This window comes from Rhizobium sp. MHM7A (assembly GCF_005862215.1).
GTDB classification, from domain to species: domain Bacteria; phylum Pseudomonadota; class Alphaproteobacteria; order Rhizobiales; family Rhizobiaceae; genus Rhizobium; species Rhizobium bangladeshense.
Map to the genome: position 1 here is coordinate 63,715 of NZ_VCHT01000005.1, position 25,843 is coordinate 89,557.

The following is a 25,843-nucleotide window of genomic DNA, read 5'->3' on the forward strand; positions in this document are numbered from 1 at the left end:
TTAACAATGGATCCATCGCCTTTGCGGCCCGATGTCGACATGGATGATGCCATTGCAATAGCTGCCGATGCCGCCAATGCCTGGCGCGCTTCTTGCCGCTGCAATGATGGTGCGTTCAGGAAGGCCCGGCACCCTGATATCGGCCGCCAGGCATTTTCCATGCAGGGAGCCGTGACGGCGAGGATGCGGCCTGTGACCGGACGTTACGATCGGTCGGCGGCCGGTCTTTACGGCGATATGCGACAGGATCGCTCGCAAGCGTATGGGAAAACAGCTGGCGCGAACGCTGACGGTCTGCACCGCGTAGGAGAGACGCGCCTCGTGGCGGGGAAGATGGGCGGCGTGCCTTTTGTCGTCTTGACTGAGGGCAGCCGTTGCTGATTGTAGGGCGAAAAGGCCTGCCATGGCGAGCAAACTGGGGTTCTGCATGGGTCCCTCCGATGGGCTGCTGCAGCGACCCCCATCGGACCGCCGGCGCCCGGCGGAGGATTTTCAGTTCAATAAAAGCTTTTCTGTGAAATTTTATACTCAATTTGGACTAAGTTAGCTGATCAATTCGGCTTAAAGATGAGCAATCCTCGCGTTCAAGGTGGAAAAAACATCCAAGTACAGGAGATCGCATGACGATCCAGTCTCTTTTCCTCGTCACCCTCGTCGTCGACGATTATGACCGTGCCAAGACCTTCTATTGCGACGGCCTCGGTTTCGATTGCCTGCAGGACGAGCCGCAACCGGAGGGAAAGCGCTGGGTGGTGGTGAAGCCCAAGGGCGGGGATGGCGCGGCTTTTCTGCTGGCGCAGGCGGCAACCGAGGCGCAGCGCGCCGCGATCGGCAACCAGACGGGCGGCCGTGTCGGCTTCTTCCTGAAGACTGACGATTTCGCCCGCGATCATGCCGCAATGCTTGCCGCCGGCGTGCGCTTTCTGGAGCAGCCCAGGCATGAGGTCTACGGCACGGTCGCCGTCTTTGCGGATCCTTACGGCAACACCTTCGACCTGATCCAGCACACCGCGCCTGAACCTCTTGATTGCGACCGGTCGCCCGTGCATAAGCCGCGGCGTTAGCAACATAGGCGACAAGCCTTGGGGCCCTCCACCAGCCTATTGAGGACGACATGAGCGAATTCAAGAAACTCGTATTCTCCGGCGTGCAGCCGACCGGCAATCTGCATCTCGGCAATTATCTCGGGGCGATCCGCCGCTTCGTGGCGCTGCAGGAAGGCAATGACTGCATCTACTGCGTCGTCGACATGCATGCGCTCACCGCCCAGCTGGTGCACGAGGACATGCCGAGCCAGACGCGCTCGATCGCCGCAGCCTTCATCGCCGCAGGCATCGATCCCGAAAAACATATCGTCTTCAATCAGTCGGCCGTGCCGCAACATGCGGAACTTGCCTGGATCTTCAACTGCGTCGCCCGCATCGGCTGGATGAACCGCATGACGCAGTTCAAGGACAAGGCCGGCAAGGACCGCGAGCAGGCTTCGCTCGGTCTCTATGCCTATCCGAGCCTGATGGCCGCCGACATTCTCGTTTACCGCGCCACCCATGTGCCGGTGGGCGAGGACCAGAAGCAGCATCTGGAGCTTGCCCGTGATATCGCGATGAAGTTCAACCTCGATTATGCCGAGCATATTCGCAAAAGCGGCTACGGCGTCGACATCACCGTCGGTGAAGAGCCGGTGCATGCTTATTTCCCGATGGTCGAACCGCTGATCGGCGGACCGGCGCCCCGCGTCATGTCGCTGCGCGACGGCACCAAGAAAATGTCGAAATCCGATCCCTCGGATCTTTCGCGCATCAACCTGATGGACGACGAGGAGGCGATCTCGAAGAAGATCCGCAAGGCCAAGACCGATCCGGACGGCTTGCCGAGCGACGTCGACGGGTTGCATGGCCGGCCGGAAGCCGACAATCTGGTGGCGATCTATGCCGCGCTCGCCGACAAATCGAAGGCCGCGGTGCTGGCCGAATTCGGCGGCCAACAGTTTTCCGTCTTCAAGCCGGCGCTGGTCGATCTGGCTATTCATGTGCTGGCGCCGATCACCGGCGAGATGCGCCGGCTGATGGACGATACCAGCCATATCGACGCGATTCTGCGCAAGGGCGGCGAACGAGCCAGGGAGCGCGCCGAGGTGACGATGAAGCAGGTGCGCGACGTCATCGGCTTCCTCTACTGAAGCACATCTCCTCTTCTGCCCTGCGCCGAAGAAGAGGATCGCCCACAGGCAGTGGCGCACAAAAACTGCGCTTGCAATTTTTCCGCTTCGGGTGTCAGAGTCCGCGCCATGGTATCGAAGCGACTCTCACGGCTCGAAGGTCACCGGCGCAAATTCATGGCGGTGATCGACGGGACACCCGAATGCCAGCGCGCCGTTCATTATGCCGGCCGGCGCGCGAAGAATTCCAATGGCGGTCTGGTGCTGCTCTATGTGATCCCGAACGGCGACTTCCAGCAATGGCTCGGCGTCGAGGAGATAATGCGGGCCGAGGCGCGCGAGGAAGCCGAGGCAACCGTCGCAAAGATCGCCCAAATCGTGCGGGAGACGATCGGCATCGAACCTGAGATCGTCATCCGTGAAGGCAGCGCAGCCGAGCAGATCAACGCCGTGATCGAGGAAGACCGAGATGTCGCGATCCTCGTTCTTGCCGCCGGGTCGGCGAAGGAAGGTCCCGGACCGCTGGTTTCGTCGGTCGCCGGACGCGCGGCGGCGTTTCCAATTCCCGTGACCGTGCTGCCGGATACGCTGACCAACGAGGAAATCGACGCCCTCTGCTGAGCCTATTTCTTGAGTGCAAGTCTCTTGATTAGATCCGGCAATGGGCTTATCTTCTTTTGAAGAATTCTAAAGACGGCCGAGGTCTCGAGCCTGCCGCATGGAGAGCCAGATGTTCATTCAGACCGAAGCCACGCCCAACCCCGCCACACAAAAATTCCTGCCGGGCAAGGTCGTCATGGAAAACGGCACCGCCGAGTTCCGCAGCGCCGAAGAGGCTGAAGCCTCGCCGCTCGCCGCCCGCCTGTTCGAAATTCCCGGCGTCACCGGCGTCTATTTCGGCTATGATTTCATTTCCGTCTCCAAGGACGACGCGGAATGGCAGCATCTTAAGCCGGCTATCCTTGGCTCGATCATGGAGCATTTCATGTCCGGCAAGCCGGTGATGGGGGATGCTTCCATCCTTTCCGAGGACGCCGATGCCGGCGACGAGTTCTTCGATGAGAGCGATGAATCGATCGTGCTGACCATCAAGGAGCTTCTGGAGACCCGCGTGCGACCGGCCGTCGCCCAGGATGGCGGCGACATCACTTTCCGCGGCTTCAAGGACGGAAAGGTTTATCTGAACATGAAAGGCTCCTGCTCCGGCTGCCCGTCTTCGACGGCCACGCTGAAGCACGGCGTCCAGAACCTGCTGCGCCATTTCGTTCCCGAAGTGCAGGAAGTGATTGCCGCTTGAAAAGCACGAATTCGTCCGGCCGTCCATCCCAGGTTCGGCCGGACAGTTTATGATTAGGCGACAGTAGTTTTTTCGGAAATTGATGGCATGATCGTTCTGGCGCTCGACACCGCAGGTGTGGATTGCGCTGCCGCCGTTTACGACAGCGGCAGGAATACGGTGCTGGGGGAGGCATCGGACATGATCGGCAAGGGGCATGCTGAACATTTGATCGGGATCGTCGATCGCGCGCTGGATCAGGCGGGTATGACACTTTCTCAGATCGACCGCCTTGCCGTCACCATCGGCCCCGGCTCGTTCACCGGTATCCGCGTCGGCGTTGCCGCAGCCCGCGGTTTTGCGCTTTCGCTCAATGTGCCCGTCGTCGGCGTCACCACGCTCGAAGTCATGGCCGCCGCCGCGCGTGAGAAGACGCCCGGCCGCGCCGTGCTGGCGGCGATGGACGCCAAACGGGACGAAATCTATCTCCAGTCCTTCGCAGGCGATGGTTCCCCGCTTGATGCGCCGCGAGCGACAAGCGTCGCCGAGGCCCAGGCTTTCGCCGCCGGCTTCGACGGCGAGATCACCGGTTCGGCAACGCCGCTCCTGAAGGCCGGCGCCGGCGGCGATCACGCCAATGTCTTTCCGATTTCGATTGTCGCGCGTCTGGGTGCTGCCGCCCCTGCCGATGCGGGAAAGCCCAAGCCCCTTTATCTGCGCGGACCGGATGCCAAGCCGCAGGCCGGATATGCGATTGCGCGACGAGTGTGACCATGCTGGAAGCCTATCTGACGCTGAAGCCGGAATTCGAGATTATCGCCATGGAGCGCGAGGATTGCCGCGACGTCGCCCTCCTGCATGGTGAGCGTTTCGCCCGGCCCTGGGGCGACGGCGAATTCCACAGCCTGCTGTCGCAGGAGACCGTGTTCGGCTTCGTCGCGCGCCAGACCAATGCCATCCTGAAAAAGCCGCTTCCCGGCTTTATCCTTGCACGCCAAGTCGCCGGAGAGGCCGAGATCCTGACGATTGCCGTGCAGGCGAAGGTCGCCCGTGCCGGAATCGGCTGGCGCCTGATGCAGGCGGCAATGCGCGAGGCGCGGGCGCGTGGCGGCGAGAGTATGTTTCTCGAGGTCGACAGCGGCAATACCGCGGCGCTCGGCCTCTACCGCAAGCTCGGCTTTGAAAAGGTCGGCGAGCGCCAGGGCTACTACAGGCAGGAAAACGGCGCCCTTTCCACGGCGCTTGTCATGAAGCGCGTTCTTCGATAGTTCCCTGGCAGAGCATGACGTGCGGACCGGCGCAAACGCCGTACCGGCATTGTCGAAACGCGTTTATTTTGAAGGCAGGCAATGACCGACGTAGCCAAGACCCTCGAGGAGCTTTGCGCCGAACGCGGCATGCGCATGACCGAGCAGCGCCGCGTGATCGCGCGCATCCTCGAAGACTCGCAGGACCATCCCGACGTAGAAGAACTCTACCGCCGTTCGGTGAAGGTGGATGCGAAGATCTCGATCTCGACCGTCTATCGCACCGTCAAATTGTTCGAGGATGCCGGCATCATAGCCCGCCACGACTTCCGCGACGGGCGCTCGCGCTACGAAACGGTACCGGAAGAGCATCACGACCATCTTATCGACCTGAAGACCGGCGCGGTCATCGAATTCCGCTCGCCGGAGATCGAGGCACTGCAGGAGCGCATCGCCCGCGAGCACGGCTTCCGGCTGGTCGACCATCGCCTCGAGCTCTACGGCATTCCGTTGAAGAAGGAAGATCTCTGAAGCGATGGCAGCCCGGGAGTGCCGCATTTGATCGCCTGGCTGCGTATCGCCTTTGCTGCGGTCGTCATCCTTGCCGTCAGCATCGTGCTCATGCCGCTGCAGGTGCTGGCGCTGCGATTCGACTGGCGGCTGCGCCGGAGACTTCCGCGCCTCTGGCATCGCATCGTCTGCTATTGCCTCGGCATCCGCGTCCGCGTGAAGGGCAGGCTGGAAGGCCGCCGGCCTCTGATGCTTTGCTCCAACCATTCGTCCTGGCTTGACATCATGGTGATGTCTTCGGTGGCCGACGTCGCCTTCATCGCCAAGATCGAGGTGCGCGACTGGCCGATCTTCGGCACCCTCGCCAAGCTGCAGAAAAGCGTCTTCGTCGTGCGCGAGGAGAAGCGCAAGACCGGCCATCAGGCAAATGAGATCGCCGGGCGCATGGCCGACGGAGAAATCGTCGTGCTCTTTCCGGAGGGCACGACGTCGGACGGCAACCGGCTGCTCGAGGTCAAATCCTCGCTGTTCGGCGCCGCTGCGATGGCCGTGCCATATTCGCCGACCGGCACGGTCGTGGTGCAGCCGGTGGCGGTCGTCTACACAAGGGTGCACGGCATTCCCATGGGGCGCTATCACCGCCGGCTCGCCGCCTGGCCGGGCGATCTCGAGCTCCTGCCGCATCTCATCGATATCCTCAGATGTGGCGCGATCGACGCGGAAGTTTCCTACGGCGAAGCGGTGGAATATCGCGCCGACACCAATCGCAAGGAGGTGAGCGCGACGATCGCCTCGCGCATCCGCAACCTGCTGAACATAAGCCTGCGCGGTCGCGATGTGGGCTGAGCCGAGAATCCCTTTTCTCTTGCGGCAAAAACCACTAAATAGCGCGTCATGACACAGGACAGCGCCCTACTCCAGGCCCCGGAAGCAACGCCCAGCGAGGGCTTCCGCGATGGCTCCAACAGCCGCAAGGTCTTCATCAAGACCTATGGCTGCCAGATGAACGTCTATGATTCCACGCGCATGAGCGATGCGCTCGCCCGCGACGGCTACGAGCCGACGGAAGACATGGAAGAGGCCGATCTCGTCCTGCTCAACACCTGCCATATAAGAGAGAAGGCGGCCGAGAAGGTCTATTCGGCGCTCGGGCGGCTGCGCGAGATGAAAAAGAAGAAGGCAGCCGATGGCCGGGAGATGATGATCGGCGTGACCGGCTGCGTCGCCCAGGCCGAAGGCGAGGAGATCTTGCGCCGAGCGCCGGCCGTCGACGTCGTCATCGGCCCGCAGACCTATCACCGGCTGCCGGAAGCGCTGCGCCAGGCCAAGCAGGGTCGCCGCGTCGTCGATACGGAATATGCGATCGAGGACAAGTTCGAGCATCTGCCGATCGCCGAGAGCCGGAAGATCCGAGCCCGCGGCGTCACCGCCTTCCTGACGGTGCAGGAGGGCTGCGACAAGTTCTGCACCTTCTGCGTGGTGCCCTATACGCGCGGCTCGGAAGTGTCGCGGCCGGTCTCGCAGATCGTCGAGGAGGCCGAAAAGCTCGTCGAAGCCGGGGTGCGTGAAATCACCCTGCTTGGTCAGAACGTCAATGCCTGGCATGGCGCTGGGCCGCGAGGCGAGGCGTGGAGCCTCGGCGACCTGCTCTACCGCCTCGCCGAAATCCCCGGCCTTGCGCGGCTGCGGTATACCACAAGCCATCCACGCGACATGGACGACCGGCTGATCGCGGCCCATCGCGACCTCAGGGCGCTGATGCCCTATCTGCACCTGCCGGTGCAATCGGGCTCCGACCGGATCCTGAAGGCGATGAACCGGCGCCACACGGCTGCCGAATATCTCACGCTGATCGAGCGCATCCGGGCGGTGCGGCCCGACATCGCGCTGTCCGGCGATTTCATAACCGGCTTTCCGGGGGAGACAGACGCGGATTTTGAGGATACACTGAGACTTGTGGAGGAGGTGCGCTACGCGCAGGCCTTCTCGTTCAAATACTCGACACGGTCGGGCACGCCCGGCGCGGAACTGAAGGACCAGGTGCCGGAAGAGATCAAGGCAGAACGGCTGGAACGCCTGCAAGCGCTTCTTTTGAAGCAGCAGCAGGAGTTCGCCGAATCCTGCATCGGCAAGGAGATCAATCTGCTGCTCGAAAAGCCCGGCCGCATGCCCGGCCAGCTGATCGGACGTTCTCCCTGGCTTCAATCCGTGAATGTTGATGCAAAAGCATCGCAAATCGGTGACATTATTGAAGTGCGAATCACCGGAACCGGAACGAACAGCCTGTTTGCCGAACGCGCAGAGGCTGCGGTCTAACCCAAGGAGCCCGACCGCTTGAACGGACAAGAATTGGTTTCTTCTTCACCGCGCCACCCCCGCACGCCGAGCGACACCAATCACTTCGTCCTGACGTTCGAGAACAATCGGTTCGCCAGCGAACTCTTCGGCCAGTTCGACCAGAACCTCAAGCTGCTCGAGGAGCGGCTGAACATCGATGCGCGGGCGCGCGGCAATTCAGTCGTCATTTCGGGCGATGTCGTAACCACCAATCAGGCGCGGCGCACGCTCGATTATCTCTATGAAAAGCTTCAGAAAGGCGGCAGCGTGGAACGATCCGACGTCGAGGGGGCGATCCGCATGGCAGTGGCCGCCGACGACCAGCTCAGCCTTCCCACCATGGAGCGCAAGGCCAAGCTGACGATGGCGCAGATTTCGACCCGCAAGAAGACGATCATCGCCCGCACGCCGACGCAGGACGCCTATATCAGGGCCCTGGAGCGCGCCGAGCTCGTCTTCGGCGTCGGCCCGGCCGGCACGGGCAAGACCTATCTCGCCGTCGCCCATGCTGCCCAGATGCTGGAGCGTGGCGCGGTCGAAAAGATCATCCTGTCGCGCCCGGCCGTTGAGGCCGGTGAGCGCCTGGGCTTCCTGCCCGGCGACATGAAAGAAAAGGTCGACCCCTATCTTCGCCCGCTCTATGACGCGCTCTACGACATGATCCCGGCCGACAAGGTCGATCGGGCGATCACCGCCGGCGTCATCGAAATCGCCCCGCTCGCCTTCATGCGCGGCCGCACGCTCGCCAACGCCGCCATCATCCTCGACGAAGCGCAGAATACGACGTCGATGCAGATGAAGATGTTCCTGACGCGTCTCGGCGAAAATGCCCGCATGATCGTCACCGGCGACCCGAGCCAGATCGACCTGCCGCGCGGCGTCAAATCCGGCCTCGTCGAGGCCCTGGAGCTGCTGAACGGCGTCGAGGGCATCTCCATCGTGCGCTTTAAGGACACCGACGTCGTGCGCCACCCGCTGGTCGGCCGCATTGTCAGAGCCTATGACGCCACCTATCTTGTCGAAGCCGAAGACGTCGGCCGGCAGGACTGATGGCCGAACTCGACATACAGATCAGCATCGAGAACATCGGCTGGCCCGGCGAGGAAACGCTGCTGGTTTTTTGCGAGCGCGTACTCGGCGCGGCGGTGGTCTATCTCCGCGACAGTGAGAAGCAGCCCTTTCCCAAGATGCCGCCCGAGGTCTCGCTCGTTTTTACCGACGATGCCTCGATCCAGGACATCAACGCCGAATGGCGCGGCAAGGACAAGGCGACCAACGTGCTCTCCTTTCCCGCCTTTCCGGTTCAGCCCGGCAAGATGCCGGGTCCGATGCTCGGCGACATCATCATCGCCCGGGAGACGGTGGAGCGGGAAGCCCAGGAGCTCGAAAAGAGTTTCGACGACCACCTGACCCACCTTCTGGTGCACGGTTTCTTGCATCTTCTCGGCTACGACCATATGAATAATGCTGAAGCCGAAATTATGGAGGGGCTGGAGACTCGCATTTTGGCGCAGCTCGGCCTATCTGATCCCTACGAGGGTCAAGACCTTAAAATGGAACCATGAGCGACTTTACGACGAAGCCGGCGGCAGACGCCAAGGACTCCGAGCCATCCTCTTCCTCTGACGAGGCGGGCAGTAGTAGTCGGCCATCCGGCCGATCCCAATCCTTCTGGTCGCGCGCCGCCCGCATTCTCCGCCCGCAGCAAGGCTCGCGGCTGCGCGAGGATCTTGCCGACGCGCTGATGACCGATGCGGCCGGCGACGACGCCTTCTCCCCCGACGAACGGGCAATGCTGCACAATATCCTGCGCTTTCGTGAAGTGCGCGTCGCTGACGTGATGGTGCCGCGCGCCGATATCGAGGCGGTGGACCAGAACATCACCATCGGCGAGCTGATGATCCTTTTCGAGGAATCCGGCCGCTCCCGCATGCCCGTCTATGCCGATACGCTCGACGATCCGCGCGGCATGGTGCATATCCGCGACCTGCTCTCCTATGTCGCCAAGCAGGCGCGCAACAAGCGACGCGGCCCGGCAAAGCCGGCCGTTGCCGGGCCGGCGATCGAAGTCGCGCCCGAGAACATCCAGAAGCCCTCGCGCTCGGCCAAACCGAATTTCGATCTTGCCCGGGTCGACCTGCAGAAGACGCTGGCCGAGGCCGGCATCATCCGCAAGATCCTGTTCGTGCCGCCGTCGATGCTGGCCTCCGACCTCCTGCGCCGCATGCAGGTAAACCGTACGCAGATGGCCCTTGTCATCGACGAATATGGCGGCACCGACGGTCTCGCCTCGCATGAGGACATCGTCGAAATGGTGGTCGGCGACATCGACGACGAGCATGACGACGAAGAGGTGATGTTCAAGCGCGTGGCAGAAGACGTCTTCGTTGCCGACGCCCGTGTCGAGCTGGAAGAGATCGCCGAAGCAATCGGACCGGATTTCGACATTAGCGAACAGGTCGATGAGGTCGATACACTGGGCGGGCTGATCTTCTCCGCGCTCGGCCGCATCCCCGTCCGCGGCGAAGTCGTCCAGGCCCTGCCGAATTTCGAGTTCCACATCCTCGATGCCGATCCGCGCCGCATCAAACGGCTGCGGATCACCCGCAAGCGCCATGCGATCCGCCGCCGCGCCAAGGAGGCTGGCGACATCACTCCGGGATCCGAGGCCGGCGACGACCGGCCGTCCGGATCGACCGCGAACTAGCGCATCAGCCAAAAAATGGGAATCGATTTACAGGCCGACGCGTAACAGGACAAAGAGCCGCTTTTTTGAAAGACTGCGAATGGGGTTGATTCGCAGTTGATGGGAGTGCGCATGGAGCGGCTTGCGGACAAGGTTATCCTCGTCTGGGGGTTCAAACGGCCGTTGCTAGCCGTCGCCGCCGGGGCTTTCGCCGTGCTGGCGCTGCCGCCTTTCGGCTTCTTCGCGGCGATGTTCGTATCTTTCACGCTGCTCGTCTGGCTGGTCGACGGGGCAGCCGCTTCCCCTGAAAGCGGCCTGATCGGCAGGCTATGGCCGGCTTTTACCGTCGGCTGGCTGTTCGGCTTCGGCTATTTCGTCGCCGGCCTCTGGTGGCTCGGCCATGCGTTGCTGGTCGATTCGGAGGAATTCGCCTGGGCACTGCCCTTGGCAATCCTCGGACTGCCGGCCTGCCTTGCAATCTTCTATGGATTGGCGGTCGCCCTTGCCCGGATCGTCTGGTCTGACGGCATGGGACGGATCGCCGCACTTGCGGCTGGCTTCGGCCTGATGGAATGGCTTCGGAGCGTGATCCTCACCGGTTTTCCCTGGAATGCCATCGGCTATGGCATAATGCCCGTTCCGCTGATGATGCAGTCGGCGCATGTGATCGGGGCAATGGGGGTGACGACACTTGCTGTCTTCGTCTTTTCCGCGCCCGCCCTTGCCGGAACGCGGCAGGGCGCGAAGCCAGGGATCGCGCTCGCCGCCGTGCTGTTTGCCGCCCATATCGGCTACGGTGCCTATGCGCTTTACCTTGCGCCGCGGCCAGACCCATTGCCAGAAGACAAGCGGCCGGTGGTGCGGCTGGTGCAGCCGGCCATCGACCAGTCGGCCAAGATGGACAATGACGCCGACCGCAACGCGATCTTCGAGACCCATCTGAAGCTTTCGGCGGAAGCGCCAAGAAATGGCGGACGCAGGCCCGACATCATCGTCTGGCCGGAAACCTCGATTCCCTTCATCCTCACCGACAACCAGGATGCGCTGACGCGGATCGCCGATACGCTCGATGACAACCAGATCCTGATCGCCGGCGCCGTGCGCGCCGAGGAGATGGGACCGGGCACGCCGGTGCGCTATTACAATTCGATTTACGTGATCGACGGCCGCGGCCAGATCATCGCCGCCTCCGACAAGATGCATCTCGTGCCTTTCGGCGAATATCTGCCCTTCGAGGATATGTTCACCGCACTCGGCGTCCAGAATGTCGTCGAGATTCCGGGCGGGTTTTCGGCCGCCGCGAGCCGGCACCTGCTGGCGCTACCCGGCGGCCTCAATCTATACCCGCTGATCTGCTACGAGATCATCTTTCCGGGCGAAATGACCGGCGACATAAAAGACGCCAACGCGCTCCTTAACCTCACCAACGATGCCTGGTTCGGCATCACGCCCGGACCCTACCAGCATTTTCAACAGGCCCGCGTTCGAGCAATCGAGACAGGCCTGCCGCTGATTCGCGATGCCAACAACGGTATTTCGGCGCTGGTGAATGCGCATGGGGAAATTGTTGCAGGCCTCGATCTTGGTGAGACCGGCTTTATTGATGCAACTGTTGATGGGCTCGGCAACAGGTTCGGCACCACATACCCCCACCAGACATACTTCTGGTTGACCGAAGCACTGCTGATGTTGATTGCGCTAATTTCTCGCGGAGGTTTTATTTTAGGGTTGAATTGACCAAAAACCCCTAAAATTGCATAGTGGTGTCAATCGGCGTTCTTAACGTATGTTTATCGGCGGGTTCCCGCTGCTTACAACGTGGCGTTTTGGGATGGATCAGGGGCATGCCGGTTAGAAACAGTTGAAATTCGTAGCTAGGGCACGACCATGATTGAAAACAAGAAGAAGCCGAATCCGATCGATATCCATGTTGGCAGCCGCATTCGCCTTCGCCGAACGATGTTGGGCATGAGCCAGGAAAAGCTTGGCGAGAGCCTCGGCATCACCTTCCAGCAGATCCAGAAATATGAGAAGGGTACCAACCGCGTCGGCGCAAGCCGTCTGCAGAACATCTCGAGCATTCTCAACGTTCCGGTCTCCTTCTTCTTCGAGGATGCGCCCGGCGAACATGCGGGCGCCGTCGGCGGCATGGCCGAAGCGTCCAGCTCGAATTACGTCGTAGACTTCCTCTCCTCTTCTGAGGGCCTGCAGCTCAACCGCGCCTTCGTCAAGATTTCCGATCCGAAGGTTCGCCGCAAGGTCGTGGAACTGGTCAAGGCGCTCGCTGCCGAAGCCGACGCAGACTGATCCGACGCTCGTTACAAAATGGAAAGGCGGTCGAAAGGCCGCCTTTTTTGCCTTTTTTGGGCAAAATTTGTCACTTCGCCGCAGATATAAAGATATATTTATGTCCTTGTGCGCTTGTCATCGGCGCTCGAACTGAGTACCTACTAGCTGGCTTTTATTCTTTGAGGGGAATCCCGGAATGCGCGCGAATTATCTCTTTACCAGCGAATCTGTTGCCGAAGGTCATCCGGACAAAGTGTGTGACCGCATCTCCGACGAGATCGTCGACCTGGTCTACCGCGAAGCGGCCAAGACCGGCGTCAATCCGTGGGGCGTGCGCATTGCCTGCGAAACGCTGGCGACGACGAACCGCGTGGTCATCGCCGGCGAGGTCCGCCTGCCGCCGAGCCTTATGAAGAAGGACAAGGACGGCAAGGACGTCATCAATCCCTCGAAGTTCAAGGCCGCAGCCCGCCGCGCCATCAAGGACATCGGCTACGAGCAGGACGGCTTCCACTGGAAGAAGGCAAAGATCGACGTGCTCCTGCACTCGCAGTCGGCTGACATCGCCCAGGGCGTCGACAGCGCCGCCGATCAGCAGGGCGACGAGGGCGCCGGCGATCAGGGCATCATGTTCGGTTACGCCTGCAAGGAAACCCCGGACCTCATGCCGGCTCCGATCTATTATTCACACAAGATCCTGCAGCTGCTCGCTGTCGCTCGCAAGAAGGGCGACGGTGAAGTCGCCAAGCTCGGCCCCGACGCCAAGAGCCAGGTGACCGTGCGCTACGTCGACGGCAAGCCGTCGGAAGTGACGTCGATCGTGCTTTCGACCCAGCACCTCGATGACAGCTGGGATTCCAAGAAGGTCCGCGCGGTCGTCGAACCATATATCCGCGAAGCGCTCGGCGAATTGAAGATTGCCGATGATTGCAAGTGGTACATCAATCCGACCGGCAAGTTCGTCATCGGCGGACCGGACGGCGACGCGGGCCTCACCGGCCGCAAGATCATCGTCGACACCTACGGCGGTGCCGCTCCGCATGGCGGCGGTGCATTCTCCGGCAAGGACACGACGAAGGTCGACCGTTCGGCCGCCTATGCCGCCCGCTACCTCGCCAAGAACGTCGTCGCCGCCGGCCTTGCCGACCGTTGCACGATCCAGCTCTCCTACGCCATCGGCGTCGCTCAGCCGCTGTCGATCTATGTCGACCTGCATGGCACCGGCAAGGGTGTTTCGGAAGACCAGGTCGAAGCTGCGATCCGCCAGAATATGGACCTGTCGCCGTCGGGCATTCGCCGCCACCTCGACCTCAACAAGCCGATCTACGCCAAGACTTCGGCCTATGGTCATTTCGGCCGCAAGGCCGGCCGTGACGGCTCGTTCTCCTGGGAGCGCACCGACCTTGTCAAGGCACTCAAGGAAGCCGTCAAGACCAAGGCTGCTGCATGACGGATATGGAACGCCGGGGCCGGGCGACCGAAGCCTTTTTCGGTCGCCGCAAGGGAAAGGCCCTGCGCGAGCAGCAGGCCGAAACGCTGAGCAGCCTGCTCCCGGTATTCCTCGTCGATCTCTCGGCGGCTCCCCCGGAGCCGCTGACTTCGCTTTTCCCGGTTCCGGTCACCACATTGCGGCTGGAAATTGGTTTCGGCGGCGGCGAACACCTGATCCATCGGGCGCTGGAGAGGGCTTCGACCGGTTTCATCGGCGTCGAGCCCTTCGTCAACTCGATGCAGAAGCTTCTGTCACGTATCGGAGAGACGGGTGCCTCCAATATCCGGGTCTATAATGACGATGCGACGCAGTTGCTCGACTGGCTGCCGGACGGCGCGCTCGACCAGATCGATCTGCTCTACCCTGATCCATGGCCGAAACGGAAGCATTGGAAACGCCGCTTCGTCTCGAAGACCAATCTCGACCGCTTTCATCGCGTGCTGAAGCCCGGCGGGCTTTTCTGTTTCGCCTCCGACATCGACACCTATGTGAATTGGACGCTGATCAAATGCCGCGACCATGGCGGCTTCGACTGGGTGGCCGAAAACGCGGCAGATTGGCTGACGCCCTATGAGGGCTGGCCGAGCACGCGCTACGAGGCAAAGGCGCGCCGCGAGGGCCGCTCCTCGGCCTATCTGACCTTCAGGAAGATCTGAGCCCGCAACACTCAGTGCGGGTGTTGAAGCAATGAGTGTCGGCCCGAGAAGACCGCGCGGGACAAATCCGCCGCTCCCTTCAAAGATCAGCTATGGAAACCTTGAATCAAGGTGGTGCGCAGATGTCATGGCAGGACTCTCGACCGCGGCAAATCGAATGATGCAGCGTGTCGGGCGGCGAAAAAACGCAACCGACGTAATTGACGGTCAGTGCAGACTGACCGTCTTCAATTCGTCTTCGGCAGCCTTGAAGAAGGTGCTGGAGCGGTTGTCTGTCAAAAGGATCGGCGTGCCGTCGGCGCCGAAAAGTGCCCACAGATCGACGTTCGGATCGATATCCGGCGCCTCGGGGAAGCACTTGGCGACCTCTTCGGTGCGCATCTTTCTGATGTAGGCGACCTCGCCGTTGCCGATGTGGGCAAGCTCGGATTTGGTCAAGTGAGACGTGGCTTCTTTCATCAACATTCCTGTTCCTCCGGGAGAAGGGACCAACGGTTCGACAAACCGTTGTGCTACTGTGAGACCGAAATGTTAATTTTCTTGACCATGCGGGCGGGTTCCGGACGAATTAGATCGACGGAGAGCAGACCGTTCTTGAGGCCGGCGCCAAGCACCTGCATGCCGTCGGCAAGAACGAACGTTCGCTGGAACTGGCGGGAGGCGATGCCGCGATAAAGATAGTCCCGCTCGCCCTGATCCAGCTGGCGGCCGCGGATCACAAGCTGATTCTCCTCGGTGGAGATATCAAGTTCCTCCTCGCTGAAGCCGGCGACTGCAAGGGTGATGCGCAGACGTTCCGGCGCGCCGCTATCGGCGGCGATGCGTTCGATGTTGTAGGGCGGGTATCCGTCGCTCGCCTTGGAAATGCGCTCCAGCGTCTTTTCCATGGCGTCGAAGCCCAGAAGCAACGGGCTGGCGAAAGGGGTAATACGGCTCATCTCTTTTCAAGTCCTTGATGCAAGCGACCATCCCGGACCTCAAGCGCAGCATCCGGATGCCGCTAATATGGGGACATCATCCCGGCGCTGCAAGGCGGACGCCGCCCTCCCGATTTAAACTTCTCTCACTTCTAAAAATGGCGGCGCCCGCCTCCTTGCTTGACAAAGGGCTTGCTGGCTCGCATCAAAAACATGCCCGCGCGGAATGTGTCGATTTGTGACGGAAATGAAGAGATGGTGTCCGCGGGGACAACCGGCATGGCGACGATAGGACAGTAGGAATGGCAAGCGTGAGAAAGATCATCATCGACACCGATCCCGGCCAGGACGACGCGGCTGCCATCATGCTTGCCTTCGGCAGCCCGGATGAGCTTGATGTGCTGGGAATTACGACGGTCGCAGGCAACGTGCCCCTCTCTCTCACCAGCCGAAATGCGCGCATCGTCTGCGAGCTCTGCGGCCGGCCGGAAACGAAGGTTTTCGCCGGCGCCGACAGACCGATCGCCCGCAAACTAGTGACAGCAGAACATGTACACGGCAAGACCGGCCTCGACGGCCCCATTCTCGACGAGCCGACATTGCCGCTGCAGCCCGTCCATTCCGTCGACTTCATCATCGAGACGCTGCGCCGCGAGCCGGAGGGTACAGTGACACTCTGTACGCTCGGGCCGCTCACCAATATCGGCATGGCCTTCCAGAAGGCGCCGGACATCGTCGCCCGCATCCGGGAGCTGGTCATGATGGGCGGCGGCTTTTTCGAGGGCGGCAACATCACGCCAGCCGCCGAATTCAACATCTATGTCGATCCCGAAGCCGCCGATATCGTTTTCCGCTCGGGCGTGCCGATCGTGATGATGCCGCTTGACGTGACGCACCAGCTGCTGACCCGCAAGGACAGGGTAAAGCGCATCGCCGAGATCGGCACGGCGCCGGCAAAGGCCATGGTCGAAATGCTGGAGTTCTTCGAACGCTTCGACATCGAGAAATACGGCTCCGACGGTGGGCCGCTGCACGACCCCACGGTCATCGCCTATCTGTTGAAGCCGGAACTTTTCCAGGGCAGGGACTGCAATGTCGAGATCGAGGTCCGGTCCGAACTCACCGTCGGGATGACCGTCGTCGACTGGTGGCACGTGACCGAGCGCAAGCGCAATGCCAAGGTGATGCGCCATGTCGATGCGGACGGTTTCTTCGATCTGCTGATCGAACGCTTCGCCCGCATCTGATTTTGTTTTCCTTCTCCAAGATGGAGAGGGAAAAGGACCTCAGGCGTCCTTCTCGTCGAAGACGGAATTGGTTTCGGCCTCGACCGGCTTCGGGCCGCCCTTGGCGACGCCAACCATGGCCGGGCGCAGTACGCGCTCGCCGATGGTGAAGCCGGCCTGTACGACCTGGACGACGGTATTGTTCGGTACTTCGGGGTTCGGCACCTCGAACATGGCTTGATGAAAATTCGGATCGAATTTCTGACCGACCGGCTCCAGCTTGCGAACGCCGTGGCGCTCCAGCGCAGAGAGCATTGAGCGCTCGGTCATCTCCACACCTTCGATGAGCGTGGTGAGGCCGGCATCGGCCGCGGCCTTAGCCTCCGGAGAGATAGCGTCCAGCGCCCGGCGCAAATTGTCCGAGACGGCGAGCATGTCACGGGCAAAACTGGCGACGGAATAGGATTTTGCGTCCTTCACCTCGCGCTCGGTGCGACGGCGCAGATTATCCATCTCGGCGGCAAGGCGGAGATAGCGGTCACGCAGCTCGGCGTTTTCGGCTTTCAGGAGCTCGAGCGGATCCGGCTGGCTTGCCTCCTCCTGCTCGACAGTAGCAGTCTCGACGTTGACGGCAGTGTCGGCTGCGGCATCGGCCGCAGTTGCGTCAGGTCCGTTTTTCGTCGTTTCATCGGTCATGACGGTCTCCGGTTGGTGTCTTCAGATGCGCCCGATATCGAGGTTTGGCCGGAAAAAATCAAGTCTGCGTGACGAAGAAGCGAAAAATCCGCAGCCTTCGTCAGCGATGGCGTCAAAGCGGATTGCGCGACAGGCGTGAGACGAGCTGGGCGGTGTAGTCCACCATCGGCACGATGCGGGAATAATTGAGCCGCGTCGGGCCGATGACGCCGACGGCGCCGACAATCCGGTCGTCATCGTCGCGATAGGGCGCAACGATGAGCGACGAGCCGGACAACGAGAAGAGCTTGTTTTCCGAGCCGATGAAGATGCGCACGCCCGAACCACTTTCGGCGAGACTGAGTAGCTCGATGAGGCTGTCCTTCTTTTCGAGGTCGTCGAACAGCATGCGCAGCCTGTCGAGATCCTCTGCGCCGGCGAGGCCTTCGAGCAGATTGGCGCGGCCGCGGATGATCAGCTGGGCCGGCTTTCCTTCGTCGGGGCTGCCGGCCCAGACGGCGATGCCGCGCTCGACAAGATCGCGAGAGAGCGCATCGAGCTCGTTACGGACGTCATCCTTCAGTCGGCTTAGTTGCTTCCTAAGCTCCGGCAGCGTCTGGCCGGACATATGCGCATTGAGGAAATTCGCCGCCTCCGTCAGCTGCGAGGTGGTGATGCCTGCAGGCAGTTCGATGATGCGGTTTTCCACCTGGTCGTGATCACCGACGAGCACGGCGAGCGCCTTTGTCGGTTCGAGCCGGATGAACTCGACATGCTTGAGCACCGGATCGCTTTTCGAGGTGATGACGAGGCCGGCCCCGCGCGAAATGCCGGAGAGCATGCGGCTTGCCTCATTCATCATGGATTCCACCGGATTGCCGCTACTCTCGGCCCGCACCTGGCGGTCGATATTGGCGCGGTCCTCGGCAGAGAGATCGCCGACCTGCATGAAGGCATCGACGAAAAAACGCAGGCCAACCTGTGTCGGAAGCCGGCCGGCGCTGACGTGCGGGGAATAGATGAGGCCGAGCTCTTCGAGATCGCTCATGACGTTGCGAACCGAGGCCGGCGAGAGCGACATCGGCAGGAGGCGCGACAGATTGCGCGAGCCGAGCGGCTCGCCGCTTTCGAGATAACCTTCGACGATGCGGCGAAAAATTTCTCTGGAACGCTCGTCCAGCGCAGCGACGGCATCCGAAACCGACGTCGACCTGATGCCCATGAACCTCTCGATCCTGCTGATGATGTTTCCCGAAAATATAGTCAAACACGCCCTCGTGGCAAAAGGGAATTTGCAAATAGGCGCCGCCAATCGTAGAAGCGGTCAGCAACTCCAGGAGATAAGAATGCGGCCTTCAGGCAGAAAAACCGACCAGATGCGCAAGGTCTCGTTCGAGCGCAATTTTTCCAAGCATGCGGAAGGCTCCTGCCTGGTGAAATTCGGCGATACGCATGTGCTCTGCACGGCTAGCCTCGAGGACAAGACGCCGCTATGGCTGCGCAACACCGGCAAAGGCTGGGTCACGGCGGAATACGGCATGCTGCCGCGGGCGACCGGCGAGCGCATGAAGCGAGAGGCCGCCGCCGGCAAGCAGGGCGGCCGCACGCAGGAAATCCAGCGGCTCATCGGCCGCTCTCTGCGCGCCGTCATTGATCTGCAGGCGCTCGGCGAGCGGCAGATCACGCTCGATTGCGACGTCATCCAGGCCGATGGCGGCACGCGGACGGCGTCGATCACTGGTGGCTGGATCGCGCTTTACGACTGCCTGAAATGGATGGAAAGCCGCAACATGATCAAGGTCGACCGGGTCCTGAAGGATCATGTCGCCGCCATCTCCTGCGGCGTTTTCGCCAGTCAGCCGGTCATCGACCTCGACTATCTCGAAGATTCGTCGGCCGAGACCGACGCGAATTTCGTCATGACCGGCGCCGGCGGCATCGTCGAAATCCAGGGAACGGCCGAAGGCGCGCCGTTCAGCGAAGAGGAATTCACCTCGCTGATGCGGCTTGCCAAGAACGGCATCGGCGAACTGGTGGCGCTGCAGAAACAGGCGATTGCGGGATGAACCCCATGCTGGAAGGCATGTTGGAAACGGCGCTCTACGCGCGGGACCTCGACCGGGTCGAGGCGTTCTACGAGAACGTCCTCGGACTTGAAAAGATCACCCGCGCCGGCAACCGTCATGTGTTCTTCCGCTGCGGCCCCGGCGTTCTCTTGATCTTCAATCCGGAGGAAACGGTAAAGCCTCCGGCGCCGGAAGCGCTGCAGGTGCCGCCGCACGGCACGACCGGCCAGGGCCATGCCTGCTTTCGGGTGTCCGGTCGCAACATAGATGCGATGGCCGAACGGCTGAAGGCGGCTGATGTCGCGATCGAATCCGAGGTGCACTGGCCGAATGGCGGCCGCTCGATCTATTTCCGCGACCCTGCCGGCAACAGCCTGGAATGCGCGGAGGCAAAAATCTGGGGCATCGAACAGGATAGCTGAATGCGCAAGCTCGAAACCAAAACCATCGTCGTCGCCAGCCACAATGCTGGCAAGATCCGCGAGATCCAGGAACTGATCGGACCGCTCGGCTTCACCGCCAAATCCGCCGCCGAATTGAATTTCGTCGAACCTGACGAGACCGGTACGAGCTTCGAGGAGAATGCGACGATCAAGGCGGTCGCCTCTGCCAAAGCCGCCGGAATGCCGGCGCTTTCGGATGATTCCGGCCTGGTCGTCGACGCGCTCGGCGGCGATCCCGGCGTCTACACCGCCAACTGGGCGGAGAAGGCGGACGGCACGCGCGACTTCGACATGGCGATGGCCAAGGTGGAAAAGGCGCTGCAGGATGCCGGCGCCACGACGCCTGAACAGCGCAGGGCGCGTTTCGTCAGCGTGCTCTGCCTTGCCTGGCCGGACGGGCATACCGAGCTTTTCCGCGGCGAGGTCGAAGGCAATGTCGTTTGGCCGCCGCGCGGCACGCAGGGCTTCGGCTACGACCCGGTCTTCCAGCCCGAGGGTTACGACGTCACCTTCGGCGAAATGAGTGGCGAGGAGAAACACGGTTGGAACGTCGGCAAGCCGCAGGCGCTGTCGCACCGGGCACGCGCCTTCAAACTTTTTGTCGAAACCTGCCTGGAGGCATAAGTCGGACGTGGGCAATTTCGACACGCCAAGCCTTTCGCGCAATGCCGCGCTCCTGCCCGATACCGGCGAGCCCGGCTTCGGCGTCTATGTGCATTGGCCCTTCTGCGCGGCTAAGTGTCCCTATTGCGACTTCAACAGCCATGTACGCCATCAGCCGGTGGACCAGGAGCGCTTTGCGGCCGCCTTTCTGAAGGAGATGGCCGCGGTCCGGGCGATGAGCGGTCCGAAGACGGTGACGAGCATCTTCCTCGGCGGCGGCACGCCGTCGTTGATGAAGCCGGAGACGGTGTCCGCCATTCTCGACGGCATCGCGCGGCACTGGCATGTTCCCGCCGGCATCGAGATCACCATGGAGGCCAACCCGTCGAGCGTCGAGGCCGAACGGTTTCGCGGCTATCGGACGGCCGGGGTCAACCGTGTCTCGCTCGGTGTACAAGCTCTGAACGACCGGGATCTGAAATTCCTCGGGCGGCTGCATGACGTGGCCGACGCGCTGAAGGCGATCCGCCTGGCCCGCGACATCTTCCCGCGTATGTCCTTCGACCTCATCTATGCCCGGCCGGACCAGACGGTCGAAGAATGGGAAAGGGAGCTGAGGGAGGCGATCTCCTATGCCGTCGACCACCTCTCGCTGTATCAACTCACCATCGAGGAAGGCACGCCCTTCTACGGTCTGCACAAATCAGGCAAGCTGATCGTGCCGGATGGTGAGCAATCTGCCCTGCTCTACGAGGCGACGCAGGAGATTACGGCGTGCGAGGGCATGCCCGCCTACGAGGTTTCCAACCATGCGCGGCCGGGTGCCGAAAGCCGCCATAACCTCACCTACTGGCGTTACGGCGATTATGCCGGCATCGGCCCGGGCGCGCACGGCCGGCTGACGCGCGGGCATGAGAAGATCGCGACGGCGACCGAGCGCAAGCCGGAAGCCTGGCTTGAGATGGTAGAGCGCGATGGCCACGGCATTCTCGACCAGGAGCGGCTCGGTTTCGAGGAACAGTCCGACGAGCTGCTGCTGATGGGACTGCGCCTGCGGGAAGGCGTCGATCTCGCCCGCTGGCAGCAGCTTTCGGGCCGTGAGCTCGACCCGAAACGCGAGGAATTCCTGCTCGAACATAAATTTGTGGAGCGGATCGGCAATTCGCGCCTGCGCTGCACGCCATCGGGCATGCTGATCCTCGATTCCGTCGTGGCCGATCTCGCCTGCTGACTGAAAGAACCACTGTGCTCGCGGCGCGGCGGTTCGACATCTGCCGCCGCGCCTGACGGCGTTCCTCAGCGGTGGCTGGTCGCGCCCGACTTGAAAAGGCTGCCGGTCGGCGTCTTCAGGAACATATCCAGCGGTATATGCTCCTGGTGCAGGAAGCCGGTCGCCGGCAACAGGCCGTCGCGGACCATTTCAATGACGGCGACGACGGAGGCCGACGTCGTCCAGGCGATCGCCGTGCGGCGGGCGCCGGCGATCTCGATCGGGTAGTAGGCGCGCACGAACTCCTTGCGGCGCAGGCTGCCGTTCTCCGTGCCCTCGGCCGCGACATGGACGTAAACGACGTCGTCTTCGACTGGCGGCTTGGCATTGGTGAGGATCTCGCCAGCGAGCTTGCGCTTGTCACGCATCAGCAGCTCATGGAAGAAAAAGTTCATCAGCTCCATATGGCCGGGATACCGCATGGTCTTGTAATCGAGATTGTCGATCTTGCCGAGCATAGTGTCGCACATAGTGCCGAGACCGCCCGAGGTGGTGAAGGCTTCGAGCTTGACGCCGCCGACATAGATCGTCTCGTGCCACTCCATCGGTGAGACGAGCTTGCGCACGCCGCCCTCTATCACCTCGCAGTCATTCAGATATTCGTTGACGACGCCTTCCGGCGACCAGTTGAAGGCATAGCCGAGAAGACCGGTAGGATGCTGCGGCAGGGCGCCGACGCGCATGCGGATCGACCGGCAACGATCGAAGCCGTCGGCGAGGCTTGCGCCAACGATACCAACGAAACCGGGTGCGAGGCCGCATTGCGGCGCCATCAGGCCGCGGGCTGTCTTCGAGAGTTCGATGATGAAATTGGTCGTCGGGACGTCTTCGGTCAGATCGAAATAATGGATGCCGGCAAGATGGGCGGCGCGGGCCAATTCGATATTCAGGTGATAAGGGAGGCAGGACAGCACCGCCTCAACAGTTGCGAGCAATTCGCCGATCACTTGAGGGTCGGAAATATCGCCGGTGCGGCACGTGAAGGGAACATCGCTGAGCGGCAGTTGCGCATCGACGCCGATCACCTCGAAACCGCCTTCATGCAAAAGTGTCGCCGCCAGTCGTCCAACCTTGCCGAGGCCGAGGACGGCGATCTTTCTAAAACTCATTCAATCCTCCCGCGCGCCCTTTTCGGCGCTTCTTTCGTCTTATGTCTTCGTCATCCCAAAGCCGCCGCGCCTTCGGCCGGCGTCGTTGGGTGGCTGGAGGTATAGAATAAAGGCTGGTCAAGGAAAACGGCCGGAATCGCTCCCGGCCGTCGAATCCATTGGAAAATCCGTCGACTATTCGTTGATCAGCCGCTTCAAAAGCTCGATTTCGTGCGAAAGCTTGGTATCGCCGGAAATCAGCTCCTCGATCTTACGCACTGCATGCAAAACCGTCGTGTGATCGCGCCCGCCGAAGCGGCGGCCGATCTCCGGGAAGGAGCGCGGCGTCAGCGTCTTCGACAGATACATGGCAATCTGGCGCGGCTTGACGATGACACGGGTGCGGCGATTGGAGACCAGCTCCTGGCGCGAGACGTTGTAGTGCCTGGCAACGATGCGCTGAATATCCTCGATGCGCACGCGGCGCGGCTCACCGGAGCCGACGAGATGAGCGAGCAATTCGTCGACGCGCTCGATCGACAGGTTCGGCTCGAAGGAGCGGCGGAAGATCAGCTGATTGAAGGCGCCTTCAAGTTCGCGGCCGCTGGCAGTGATGTTGCGGGCGACGTGCTGGAGCAGTTCAGCGGGAATTTCGAGCGACGGATCTTCGAGCCGGGCCGCAGCGAGACGACGCTTGAGGATCTCGAGACGCATTTCATAATCCGGCGCGTCGAGTTCGATCGCAACGCCGCCCTGCAGGCGCGAGCGAACGCGCGGGTCGAGCGACTCCAGCTCCCATGGCGCGCGGTCGGCGGCGACGACGACCTGCTTGGCGCTGTCGAGCAGCATATTCAGCAAATGGCAGAATTCATGCTGGATCATCTTGCCTTGCAGGAACTGCATGTCGTCAATGATCAGGAGATCGATATTGCGCAAGGAATCCTTCAGCGTCAGCGCGTCGTTGTCGCGGATCGCCGTGGCGAAGCGCCACATGAAATATTCGGCCGTCAGATAGACGACGCGCAGTGCCCGCGGGTTCTGCACCGCCGCGTTGGCGATCGCCTGCAGGAGATGGGTCTTTCCGAGCCCGACCGTCGAATGGACGAAGAGCGGATTGAAACGTACTGCGCCGGAGCCGGCTTCCGCGATCGTCTTGGCAGCCGCAAGCGCGACGCGGTTCGAGCTGCCTTCCACGAAGGTATCGAAGGTGAAGCGGCTATCGAGCGGCGAGCCGAAGAGCGGCGTGCCAAGGCTTGCGGGCCTTGCGGCCGCAACGGCCGAAACTGCCTGCTGGACGGCATGACCGGCCGGTTGGGCGCTTGGCGGCCGGCGCGTCTGGGCGGGAGCAGCCGGCTCGGGCTGGACCACCTCGTCGACGGTCTTCATGCCGCTGCGCGTTGCCGTGCGCACCAGGATTTCGATCTTCAGGATTTCCGGATCTTCGGCCTGGAACAGACCGGTGATGAGATCGAGATAACGATTATTGATCCACGACTTCAGGAAGGTCGTGGGAACCGAAAGGCGAACAACGCTCTTCGATACCGAATGCAGTTTCAGCCTTGCAAACCAGCTGGCATAGACGTCAGGACCGACCTGCGCCTTCAAGCGCGCGCTGACGCGCTCAAACAAAATGCTCTGCTTCATTTCCGCCTTTGCTTCTCCCACCTCAAGGCGAATGGAGCCGAACGTCTGCGGTGCCGCATCCCCATTGTCGAGCCCGCCCGCCGTCATCGTATTCATCTGCATAATGCCGCCTTTCAATTCCATCGGCCGGCCTCCGCTAAAACAGCCGCCCGATCATTCCCCGCTTTGACGGGCTGGCGGCATCCTCATGAAGCCACTCGCCTGCCGGTTCACTCAAACACGGCACAGAAGCCCGTTGCAGGTACCGCGTTCATGCGGCGCCTTCATCGGCTTTCCGTGCCAGGCTGTCGGTCAATCCTCGTTTTCGGCCGACCAGCCCGAACGCAATATTACTATCCCCTATCCGGCGGCCGCACGTTAAACGTGTGGTTGCCGCAGGCACAAAACATCCCTGCCCGTAACAGCCACGTTACGGCCCAAATCGGTCAAGTGCTTGAAAAAACGGAAGCGCAGGGCTCCGTAACAGATGGCACAAACTTATCGCCCTGCCGACGTGGCAGTTAAGACCGAGCTCTGCAGGTGATGTCCGCGCCCTCTGTTGGACGCCATTTAGGCAGGATCAAATGGCAAGATCAACGATGAATTTTACGCAAAATTAAGAAGCGGCCATTGACTCAGCCCGCCCTTTTCGGGCGTCACACCAGCGTCAAAAAAGAATCGCTTTTGAATCAAGGAGATTCCCCTTTCGGGCTATTTTGACACGCAAAGAAAGAAAAAAAATAAAAATCTTCTTGACTCGCCCATGCCCCCGCGAGCGTGGGGCAGAGTCGCGCAGTGCGGAAGCATCCTTGCGCAAGATATTGTTTTTGCAGGATTTTTCCTGTCATGGCGTTGACACGAAACAGTCGTGCAATTAACCACGAAGAGGCCATTCAGCGGAATCGAAAAAGCCCGGCAAAATTACCGGGCTAATCATAACGAGGAGGTCGTAAATGAAAGATTACGCGGTCGCGGTGACCGAAAGAGCCTTCACACGAGCGGCCAGGCGAGAGACCTTGCGCGATGCCGTGTTGGAGTGGAGCACGCCCTTGCTGGCGGCGCGGGCAAGCTCCGGCTGGGCGGCCAGGAAAGCCGCCTTCGCCTTGTCGGCGTCACCGGATGCGATTGCCTCTTCGACCTGGCGAACGAAAGTGCGAACGCGCGAGCGACGAGCCTTATTGACGTCGGTACGGCGGGCGATCTTGCGGGTCGCTTTTTTCGCCGAAGTTGTATTGGCCATGGATGCCTCTCTCAAGAATTCGAACAAACTCCGCCATTACC

29 protein-coding genes are annotated in these 25,843 nt (G+C 61.5%); 21 read left to right on the plus strand and 8 right to left on the minus strand.

Annotated elements, in window-relative coordinates:
* Nucleotides 1-429 carry a D-Ala-D-Ala carboxypeptidase family metallohydrolase gene (locus tag FFR93_RS18495; protein WP_064707764.1) on the minus strand — a complete coding sequence of 143 codons (429 nt, stop codon included), beginning with the start codon at nucleotides 427-429 and terminating at the stop codon, nucleotides 1-3.
* A gap of 191 nt (nucleotides 430-620) precedes the next feature.
* On the opposite strand from FFR93_RS18495, the gene FFR93_RS18500 reads away from it, so the two are divergent.
* The 16 genes from FFR93_RS18500 (at nucleotide 621) to FFR93_RS18575 (ending at nucleotide 14,651) form a co-directional block, all read left to right on the plus strand.
* Nucleotides 621-1,064, plus strand: a complete 444-nt coding sequence (locus FFR93_RS18500; RefSeq protein ID WP_138394289.1) for a VOC family protein — start codon at nucleotides 621-623, stop codon at nucleotides 1,062-1,064.
* Between the two features lie 50 nt (nucleotides 1,065-1,114).
* Nucleotides 1,115-2,179, plus strand: coding sequence for a tryptophan--tRNA ligase (trpS, locus tag FFR93_RS18505; RefSeq protein WP_138394290.1), 1,065 nt, complete (start codon nucleotides 1,115-1,117; stop codon nucleotides 2,177-2,179).
* A gap of 108 nt (nucleotides 2,180-2,287) precedes the next feature.
* Entirely contained in the window at nucleotides 2,288-2,779 is a 492-nt protein-coding gene (locus FFR93_RS18510) for a universal stress protein (RefSeq protein ID WP_004679831.1), read from the plus strand.
* 109 nt (nucleotides 2,780-2,888) lie between these two features.
* Nucleotides 2,889-3,455, plus strand: a complete 567-nt coding sequence (locus FFR93_RS18515; protein ID WP_064707761.1) for a NifU family protein — start codon at nucleotides 2,889-2,891, stop codon at nucleotides 3,453-3,455.
* Between the two features lie 87 nt (nucleotides 3,456-3,542).
* Nucleotides 3,543-4,205: a tRNA (adenosine(37)-N6)-threonylcarbamoyltransferase complex dimerization subunit type 1 TsaB gene (gene tsaB, locus FFR93_RS18520; protein WP_138394291.1), complete on the plus strand. Its 663-nt coding sequence runs from the start codon at nucleotides 3,543-3,545 to the stop codon at nucleotides 4,203-4,205.
* A 2-nt stretch (nucleotides 4,206-4,207) separates the two neighbouring features.
* On the plus strand, nucleotides 4,208-4,702 hold the full coding sequence (locus FFR93_RS18525; RefSeq protein WP_138394292.1) for an N-acetyltransferase: 495 nt from the start codon (nucleotides 4,208-4,210) through the stop codon (nucleotides 4,700-4,702).
* A gap of 81 nt (nucleotides 4,703-4,783) precedes the next feature.
* A complete protein-coding gene (locus tag FFR93_RS18530) occupies nucleotides 4,784-5,212 on the plus strand; it encodes a Fur family transcriptional regulator (RefSeq protein WP_064707758.1) in 429 nt (142 codons plus the stop codon).
* 27 nt (nucleotides 5,213-5,239) lie between these two features.
* Nucleotides 5,240-6,037, plus strand: coding sequence for a 1-acyl-sn-glycerol-3-phosphate acyltransferase (locus tag FFR93_RS18535; RefSeq protein WP_064711902.1), 798 nt, complete (start codon nucleotides 5,240-5,242; stop codon nucleotides 6,035-6,037).
* Between the two features lie 48 nt (nucleotides 6,038-6,085).
* Nucleotides 6,086-7,507 (plus strand): tRNA (N6-isopentenyl adenosine(37)-C2)-methylthiotransferase MiaB, encoded by a 1,422-nt coding sequence (miaB, locus tag FFR93_RS18540; protein WP_138394293.1) that lies wholly within the window; start codon nucleotides 6,086-6,088, stop codon nucleotides 7,505-7,507.
* A gap of 18 nt (nucleotides 7,508-7,525) precedes the next feature.
* Nucleotides 7,526-8,578 carry a PhoH family protein gene (locus FFR93_RS18545; RefSeq protein WP_064707756.1) on the plus strand — a complete coding sequence of 351 codons (1,053 nt, stop codon included), beginning with the start codon at nucleotides 7,526-7,528 and terminating at the stop codon, nucleotides 8,576-8,578.
* Nucleotides 8,578-9,093 carry an rRNA maturation RNase YbeY gene (gene ybeY, locus FFR93_RS18550; protein ID WP_064707755.1) on the plus strand — a complete coding sequence of 172 codons (516 nt, stop codon included), beginning with the start codon at nucleotides 8,578-8,580 and terminating at the stop codon, nucleotides 9,091-9,093. The genes FFR93_RS18545 and ybeY overlap by 1 nt, the downstream gene beginning before the upstream one ends.
* On the plus strand, nucleotides 9,090-10,235 hold the full coding sequence (locus FFR93_RS18555; protein ID WP_064707754.1) for a hemolysin family protein: 1,146 nt from the start codon (nucleotides 9,090-9,092) through the stop codon (nucleotides 10,233-10,235). Before ybeY ends, FFR93_RS18555 begins: the two co-directional genes overlap by 4 nt.
* A 111-nt stretch (nucleotides 10,236-10,346) precedes the next feature.
* A complete protein-coding gene (gene lnt, locus FFR93_RS18560) occupies nucleotides 10,347-11,951 on the plus strand; it encodes an apolipoprotein N-acyltransferase (protein WP_138394294.1) in 1,605 nt (534 codons plus the stop codon).
* Between the two features lie 150 nt (nucleotides 11,952-12,101).
* On the plus strand, nucleotides 12,102-12,521 hold the full coding sequence (locus FFR93_RS18565) for a helix-turn-helix domain-containing protein (protein WP_064707753.1): 420 nt from the start codon (nucleotides 12,102-12,104) through the stop codon (nucleotides 12,519-12,521).
* Nucleotides 12,522-12,699: 178 nt separating this feature from the next.
* The gene (metK, locus tag FFR93_RS18570; protein ID WP_064711766.1) at nucleotides 12,700-13,953 is read left to right on the plus strand and encodes a methionine adenosyltransferase; all 1,254 of its coding nucleotides are present in this window, start codon (nucleotides 12,700-12,702) and stop codon (nucleotides 13,951-13,953) included.
* Entirely contained in the window at nucleotides 13,950-14,651 is a 702-nt protein-coding gene (locus FFR93_RS18575) for a tRNA (guanosine(46)-N(7))-methyltransferase TrmB (RefSeq protein WP_064711767.1), read from the plus strand. Before metK ends, FFR93_RS18575 begins: the two co-directional genes overlap by 4 nt.
* A gap of 207 nt (nucleotides 14,652-14,858) precedes the next feature.
* Here FFR93_RS18575 and FFR93_RS18580 read toward each other — a convergent pair whose 3' ends face one another.
* The gene (locus FFR93_RS18580; protein WP_008524631.1) at nucleotides 14,859-15,116 is read right to left on the minus strand and encodes a DUF1150 family protein; all 258 of its coding nucleotides are present in this window, start codon (nucleotides 15,114-15,116) and stop codon (nucleotides 14,859-14,861) included.
* Between the two features lie 47 nt (nucleotides 15,117-15,163).
* On the minus strand, nucleotides 15,164-15,589 hold the full coding sequence (locus tag FFR93_RS18585; protein ID WP_064693551.1) for an Hsp20 family protein: 426 nt from the start codon (nucleotides 15,587-15,589) through the stop codon (nucleotides 15,164-15,166).
* A gap of 281 nt (nucleotides 15,590-15,870) precedes the next feature.
* Between FFR93_RS18585 and FFR93_RS18590 the strand changes: the two genes are divergently transcribed.
* Entirely contained in the window at nucleotides 15,871-16,815 is a 945-nt protein-coding gene (locus tag FFR93_RS18590) for a nucleoside hydrolase (protein WP_064707750.1), read from the plus strand.
* A gap of 39 nt (nucleotides 16,816-16,854) precedes the next feature.
* Here the strand turns inward: FFR93_RS18590 and grpE are convergent, their stop codons facing one another.
* Both grpE and hrcA read right to left on the minus strand, forming a co-directional pair.
* Nucleotides 16,855-17,490, minus strand: coding sequence for a nucleotide exchange factor GrpE (gene grpE / locus FFR93_RS18595; protein WP_064707749.1), 636 nt, complete (start codon nucleotides 17,488-17,490; stop codon nucleotides 16,855-16,857).
* 112 nt (nucleotides 17,491-17,602) lie between these two features.
* Complete coding sequence (gene hrcA / locus FFR93_RS18600) at nucleotides 17,603-18,691, minus strand: heat-inducible transcriptional repressor HrcA (protein WP_064707748.1); 1,089 nt, start codon at nucleotides 18,689-18,691, stop codon at nucleotides 17,603-17,605.
* 124 nt (nucleotides 18,692-18,815) lie between these two features.
* On the opposite strand from hrcA, the gene rph reads away from it, so the two are divergent.
* Genes rph through hemW form a run of 4 tightly spaced genes read left to right on the plus strand, consistent with a single transcriptional unit; the run spans nucleotide 18,816 to nucleotide 21,812 of the window.
* The gene (rph, locus tag FFR93_RS18605; RefSeq protein ID WP_138394295.1) at nucleotides 18,816-19,535 is read left to right on the plus strand and encodes a ribonuclease PH; all 720 of its coding nucleotides are present in this window, start codon (nucleotides 18,816-18,818) and stop codon (nucleotides 19,533-19,535) included.
* Nucleotides 19,532-19,957, plus strand: a complete 426-nt coding sequence (locus FFR93_RS18610; RefSeq protein WP_138394296.1) for a VOC family protein — start codon at nucleotides 19,532-19,534, stop codon at nucleotides 19,955-19,957. Before rph ends, FFR93_RS18610 begins: the two co-directional genes overlap by 4 nt.
* On the plus strand, nucleotides 19,958-20,602 hold the full coding sequence (gene rdgB, locus FFR93_RS18615; RefSeq protein WP_064707745.1) for an RdgB/HAM1 family non-canonical purine NTP pyrophosphatase: 645 nt from the start codon (nucleotides 19,958-19,960) through the stop codon (nucleotides 20,600-20,602). It begins immediately after the preceding gene.
* A gap of 7 nt (nucleotides 20,603-20,609) precedes the next feature.
* Complete coding sequence (gene hemW, locus FFR93_RS18620) at nucleotides 20,610-21,812, plus strand: radical SAM family heme chaperone HemW (protein WP_138394297.1); 1,203 nt, start codon at nucleotides 20,610-20,612, stop codon at nucleotides 21,810-21,812.
* 65 nt (nucleotides 21,813-21,877) lie between these two features.
* Here hemW and FFR93_RS18625 read toward each other — a convergent pair whose 3' ends face one another.
* The 3 genes from FFR93_RS18625 to rpsT form a co-directional block, all read right to left on the minus strand.
* Complete coding sequence (locus FFR93_RS18625) at nucleotides 21,878-22,960, minus strand: saccharopine dehydrogenase C-terminal domain-containing protein (protein WP_138394298.1); 1,083 nt, start codon at nucleotides 22,958-22,960, stop codon at nucleotides 21,878-21,880.
* A gap of 174 nt (nucleotides 22,961-23,134) precedes the next feature.
* On the minus strand, nucleotides 23,135-24,685 hold the full coding sequence (gene dnaA, locus FFR93_RS18630; protein WP_138394497.1) for a chromosomal replication initiator protein DnaA: 1,551 nt from the start codon (nucleotides 24,683-24,685) through the stop codon (nucleotides 23,135-23,137).
* An 838-nt stretch (nucleotides 24,686-25,523) separates the two neighbouring features.
* The gene (gene rpsT, locus FFR93_RS18635; RefSeq protein WP_064693542.1) at nucleotides 25,524-25,802 is read right to left on the minus strand and encodes a 30S ribosomal protein S20; all 279 of its coding nucleotides are present in this window, start codon (nucleotides 25,800-25,802) and stop codon (nucleotides 25,524-25,526) included.
* Nucleotides 25,803-25,843: the final 41 nt, after the last annotated feature.

Bases quoted from the DNA above. Each gene is read 5' to 3' on its own strand.
- dnaA (WP_138394497.1), bottom strand. From the start codon at position 24,685: ATGCAGATGAATACGATGACGGCGGGCGGGCTCGACAATGGGGATGCG.
- FFR93_RS18575 (WP_064711767.1), top strand. From the start codon at position 13,950: ATGACGGATATGGAACGCCGGGGCCGGGCGACCGAAGCCTTTTTCGGT.
- FFR93_RS18610 (WP_138394296.1), top strand. From the start codon at position 19,532: ATGAACCCCATGCTGGAAGGCATGTTGGAAACGGCGCTCTACGCGCGG.
- miaB (WP_138394293.1), top strand. From the start codon at position 6,086: ATGACACAGGACAGCGCCCTACTCCAGGCCCCGGAAGCAACGCCCAGC.
- FFR93_RS18495 (WP_064707764.1), bottom strand. From the start codon at position 429: ATGCAGAACCCCAGTTTGCTCGCCATGGCAGGCCTTTTCGCCCTACAA.
- grpE (WP_064707749.1), bottom strand. From the start codon at position 17,490: ATGACCGATGAAACGACGAAAAACGGACCTGACGCAACTGCGGCCGAT.
- FFR93_RS18565 (WP_064707753.1), top strand. From the start codon at position 12,102: ATGATTGAAAACAAGAAGAAGCCGAATCCGATCGATATCCATGTTGGC.
- FFR93_RS18590 (WP_064707750.1), top strand. From the start codon at position 15,871: ATGGCAAGCGTGAGAAAGATCATCATCGACACCGATCCCGGCCAGGAC.
- trpS (WP_138394290.1), top strand. From the start codon at position 1,115: ATGAGCGAATTCAAGAAACTCGTATTCTCCGGCGTGCAGCCGACCGGC.
- lnt (WP_138394294.1), top strand. From the start codon at position 10,347: ATGGAGCGGCTTGCGGACAAGGTTATCCTCGTCTGGGGGTTCAAACGG.
- FFR93_RS18500 (WP_138394289.1), top strand. From the start codon at position 621: ATGACGATCCAGTCTCTTTTCCTCGTCACCCTCGTCGTCGACGATTAT.
- metK (WP_064711766.1), top strand. From the start codon at position 12,700: ATGCGCGCGAATTATCTCTTTACCAGCGAATCTGTTGCCGAAGGTCAT.
- rdgB (WP_064707745.1), top strand. From the start codon at position 19,958: ATGCGCAAGCTCGAAACCAAAACCATCGTCGTCGCCAGCCACAATGCT.
- ybeY (WP_064707755.1), top strand. From the start codon at position 8,578: ATGGCCGAACTCGACATACAGATCAGCATCGAGAACATCGGCTGGCCC.
- FFR93_RS18625 (WP_138394298.1), bottom strand. From the start codon at position 22,960: ATGAGTTTTAGAAAGATCGCCGTCCTCGGCCTCGGCAAGGTTGGACGA.
- FFR93_RS18530 (WP_064707758.1), top strand. From the start codon at position 4,784: ATGACCGACGTAGCCAAGACCCTCGAGGAGCTTTGCGCCGAACGCGGC.
- FFR93_RS18580 (WP_008524631.1), bottom strand. From the start codon at position 15,116: ATGTTGATGAAAGAAGCCACGTCTCACTTGACCAAATCCGAGCTTGCC.
- rph (WP_138394295.1), top strand. From the start codon at position 18,816: ATGCGGCCTTCAGGCAGAAAAACCGACCAGATGCGCAAGGTCTCGTTC.
- FFR93_RS18525 (WP_138394292.1), top strand. From the start codon at position 4,208: ATGCTGGAAGCCTATCTGACGCTGAAGCCGGAATTCGAGATTATCGCC.
- hrcA (WP_064707748.1), bottom strand. From the start codon at position 18,691: ATGGGCATCAGGTCGACGTCGGTTTCGGATGCCGTCGCTGCGCTGGAC.
- FFR93_RS18515 (WP_064707761.1), top strand. From the start codon at position 2,889: ATGTTCATTCAGACCGAAGCCACGCCCAACCCCGCCACACAAAAATTC.
- FFR93_RS18510 (WP_004679831.1), top strand. From the start codon at position 2,288: ATGGTATCGAAGCGACTCTCACGGCTCGAAGGTCACCGGCGCAAATTC.
- FFR93_RS18585 (WP_064693551.1), bottom strand. From the start codon at position 15,589: ATGAGCCGTATTACCCCTTTCGCCAGCCCGTTGCTTCTGGGCTTCGAC.
- rpsT (WP_064693542.1), bottom strand. From the start codon at position 25,802: ATGGCCAATACAACTTCGGCGAAAAAAGCGACCCGCAAGATCGCCCGC.
- tsaB (WP_138394291.1), top strand. From the start codon at position 3,543: ATGATCGTTCTGGCGCTCGACACCGCAGGTGTGGATTGCGCTGCCGCC.
- FFR93_RS18555 (WP_064707754.1), top strand. From the start codon at position 9,090: ATGAGCGACTTTACGACGAAGCCGGCGGCAGACGCCAAGGACTCCGAG.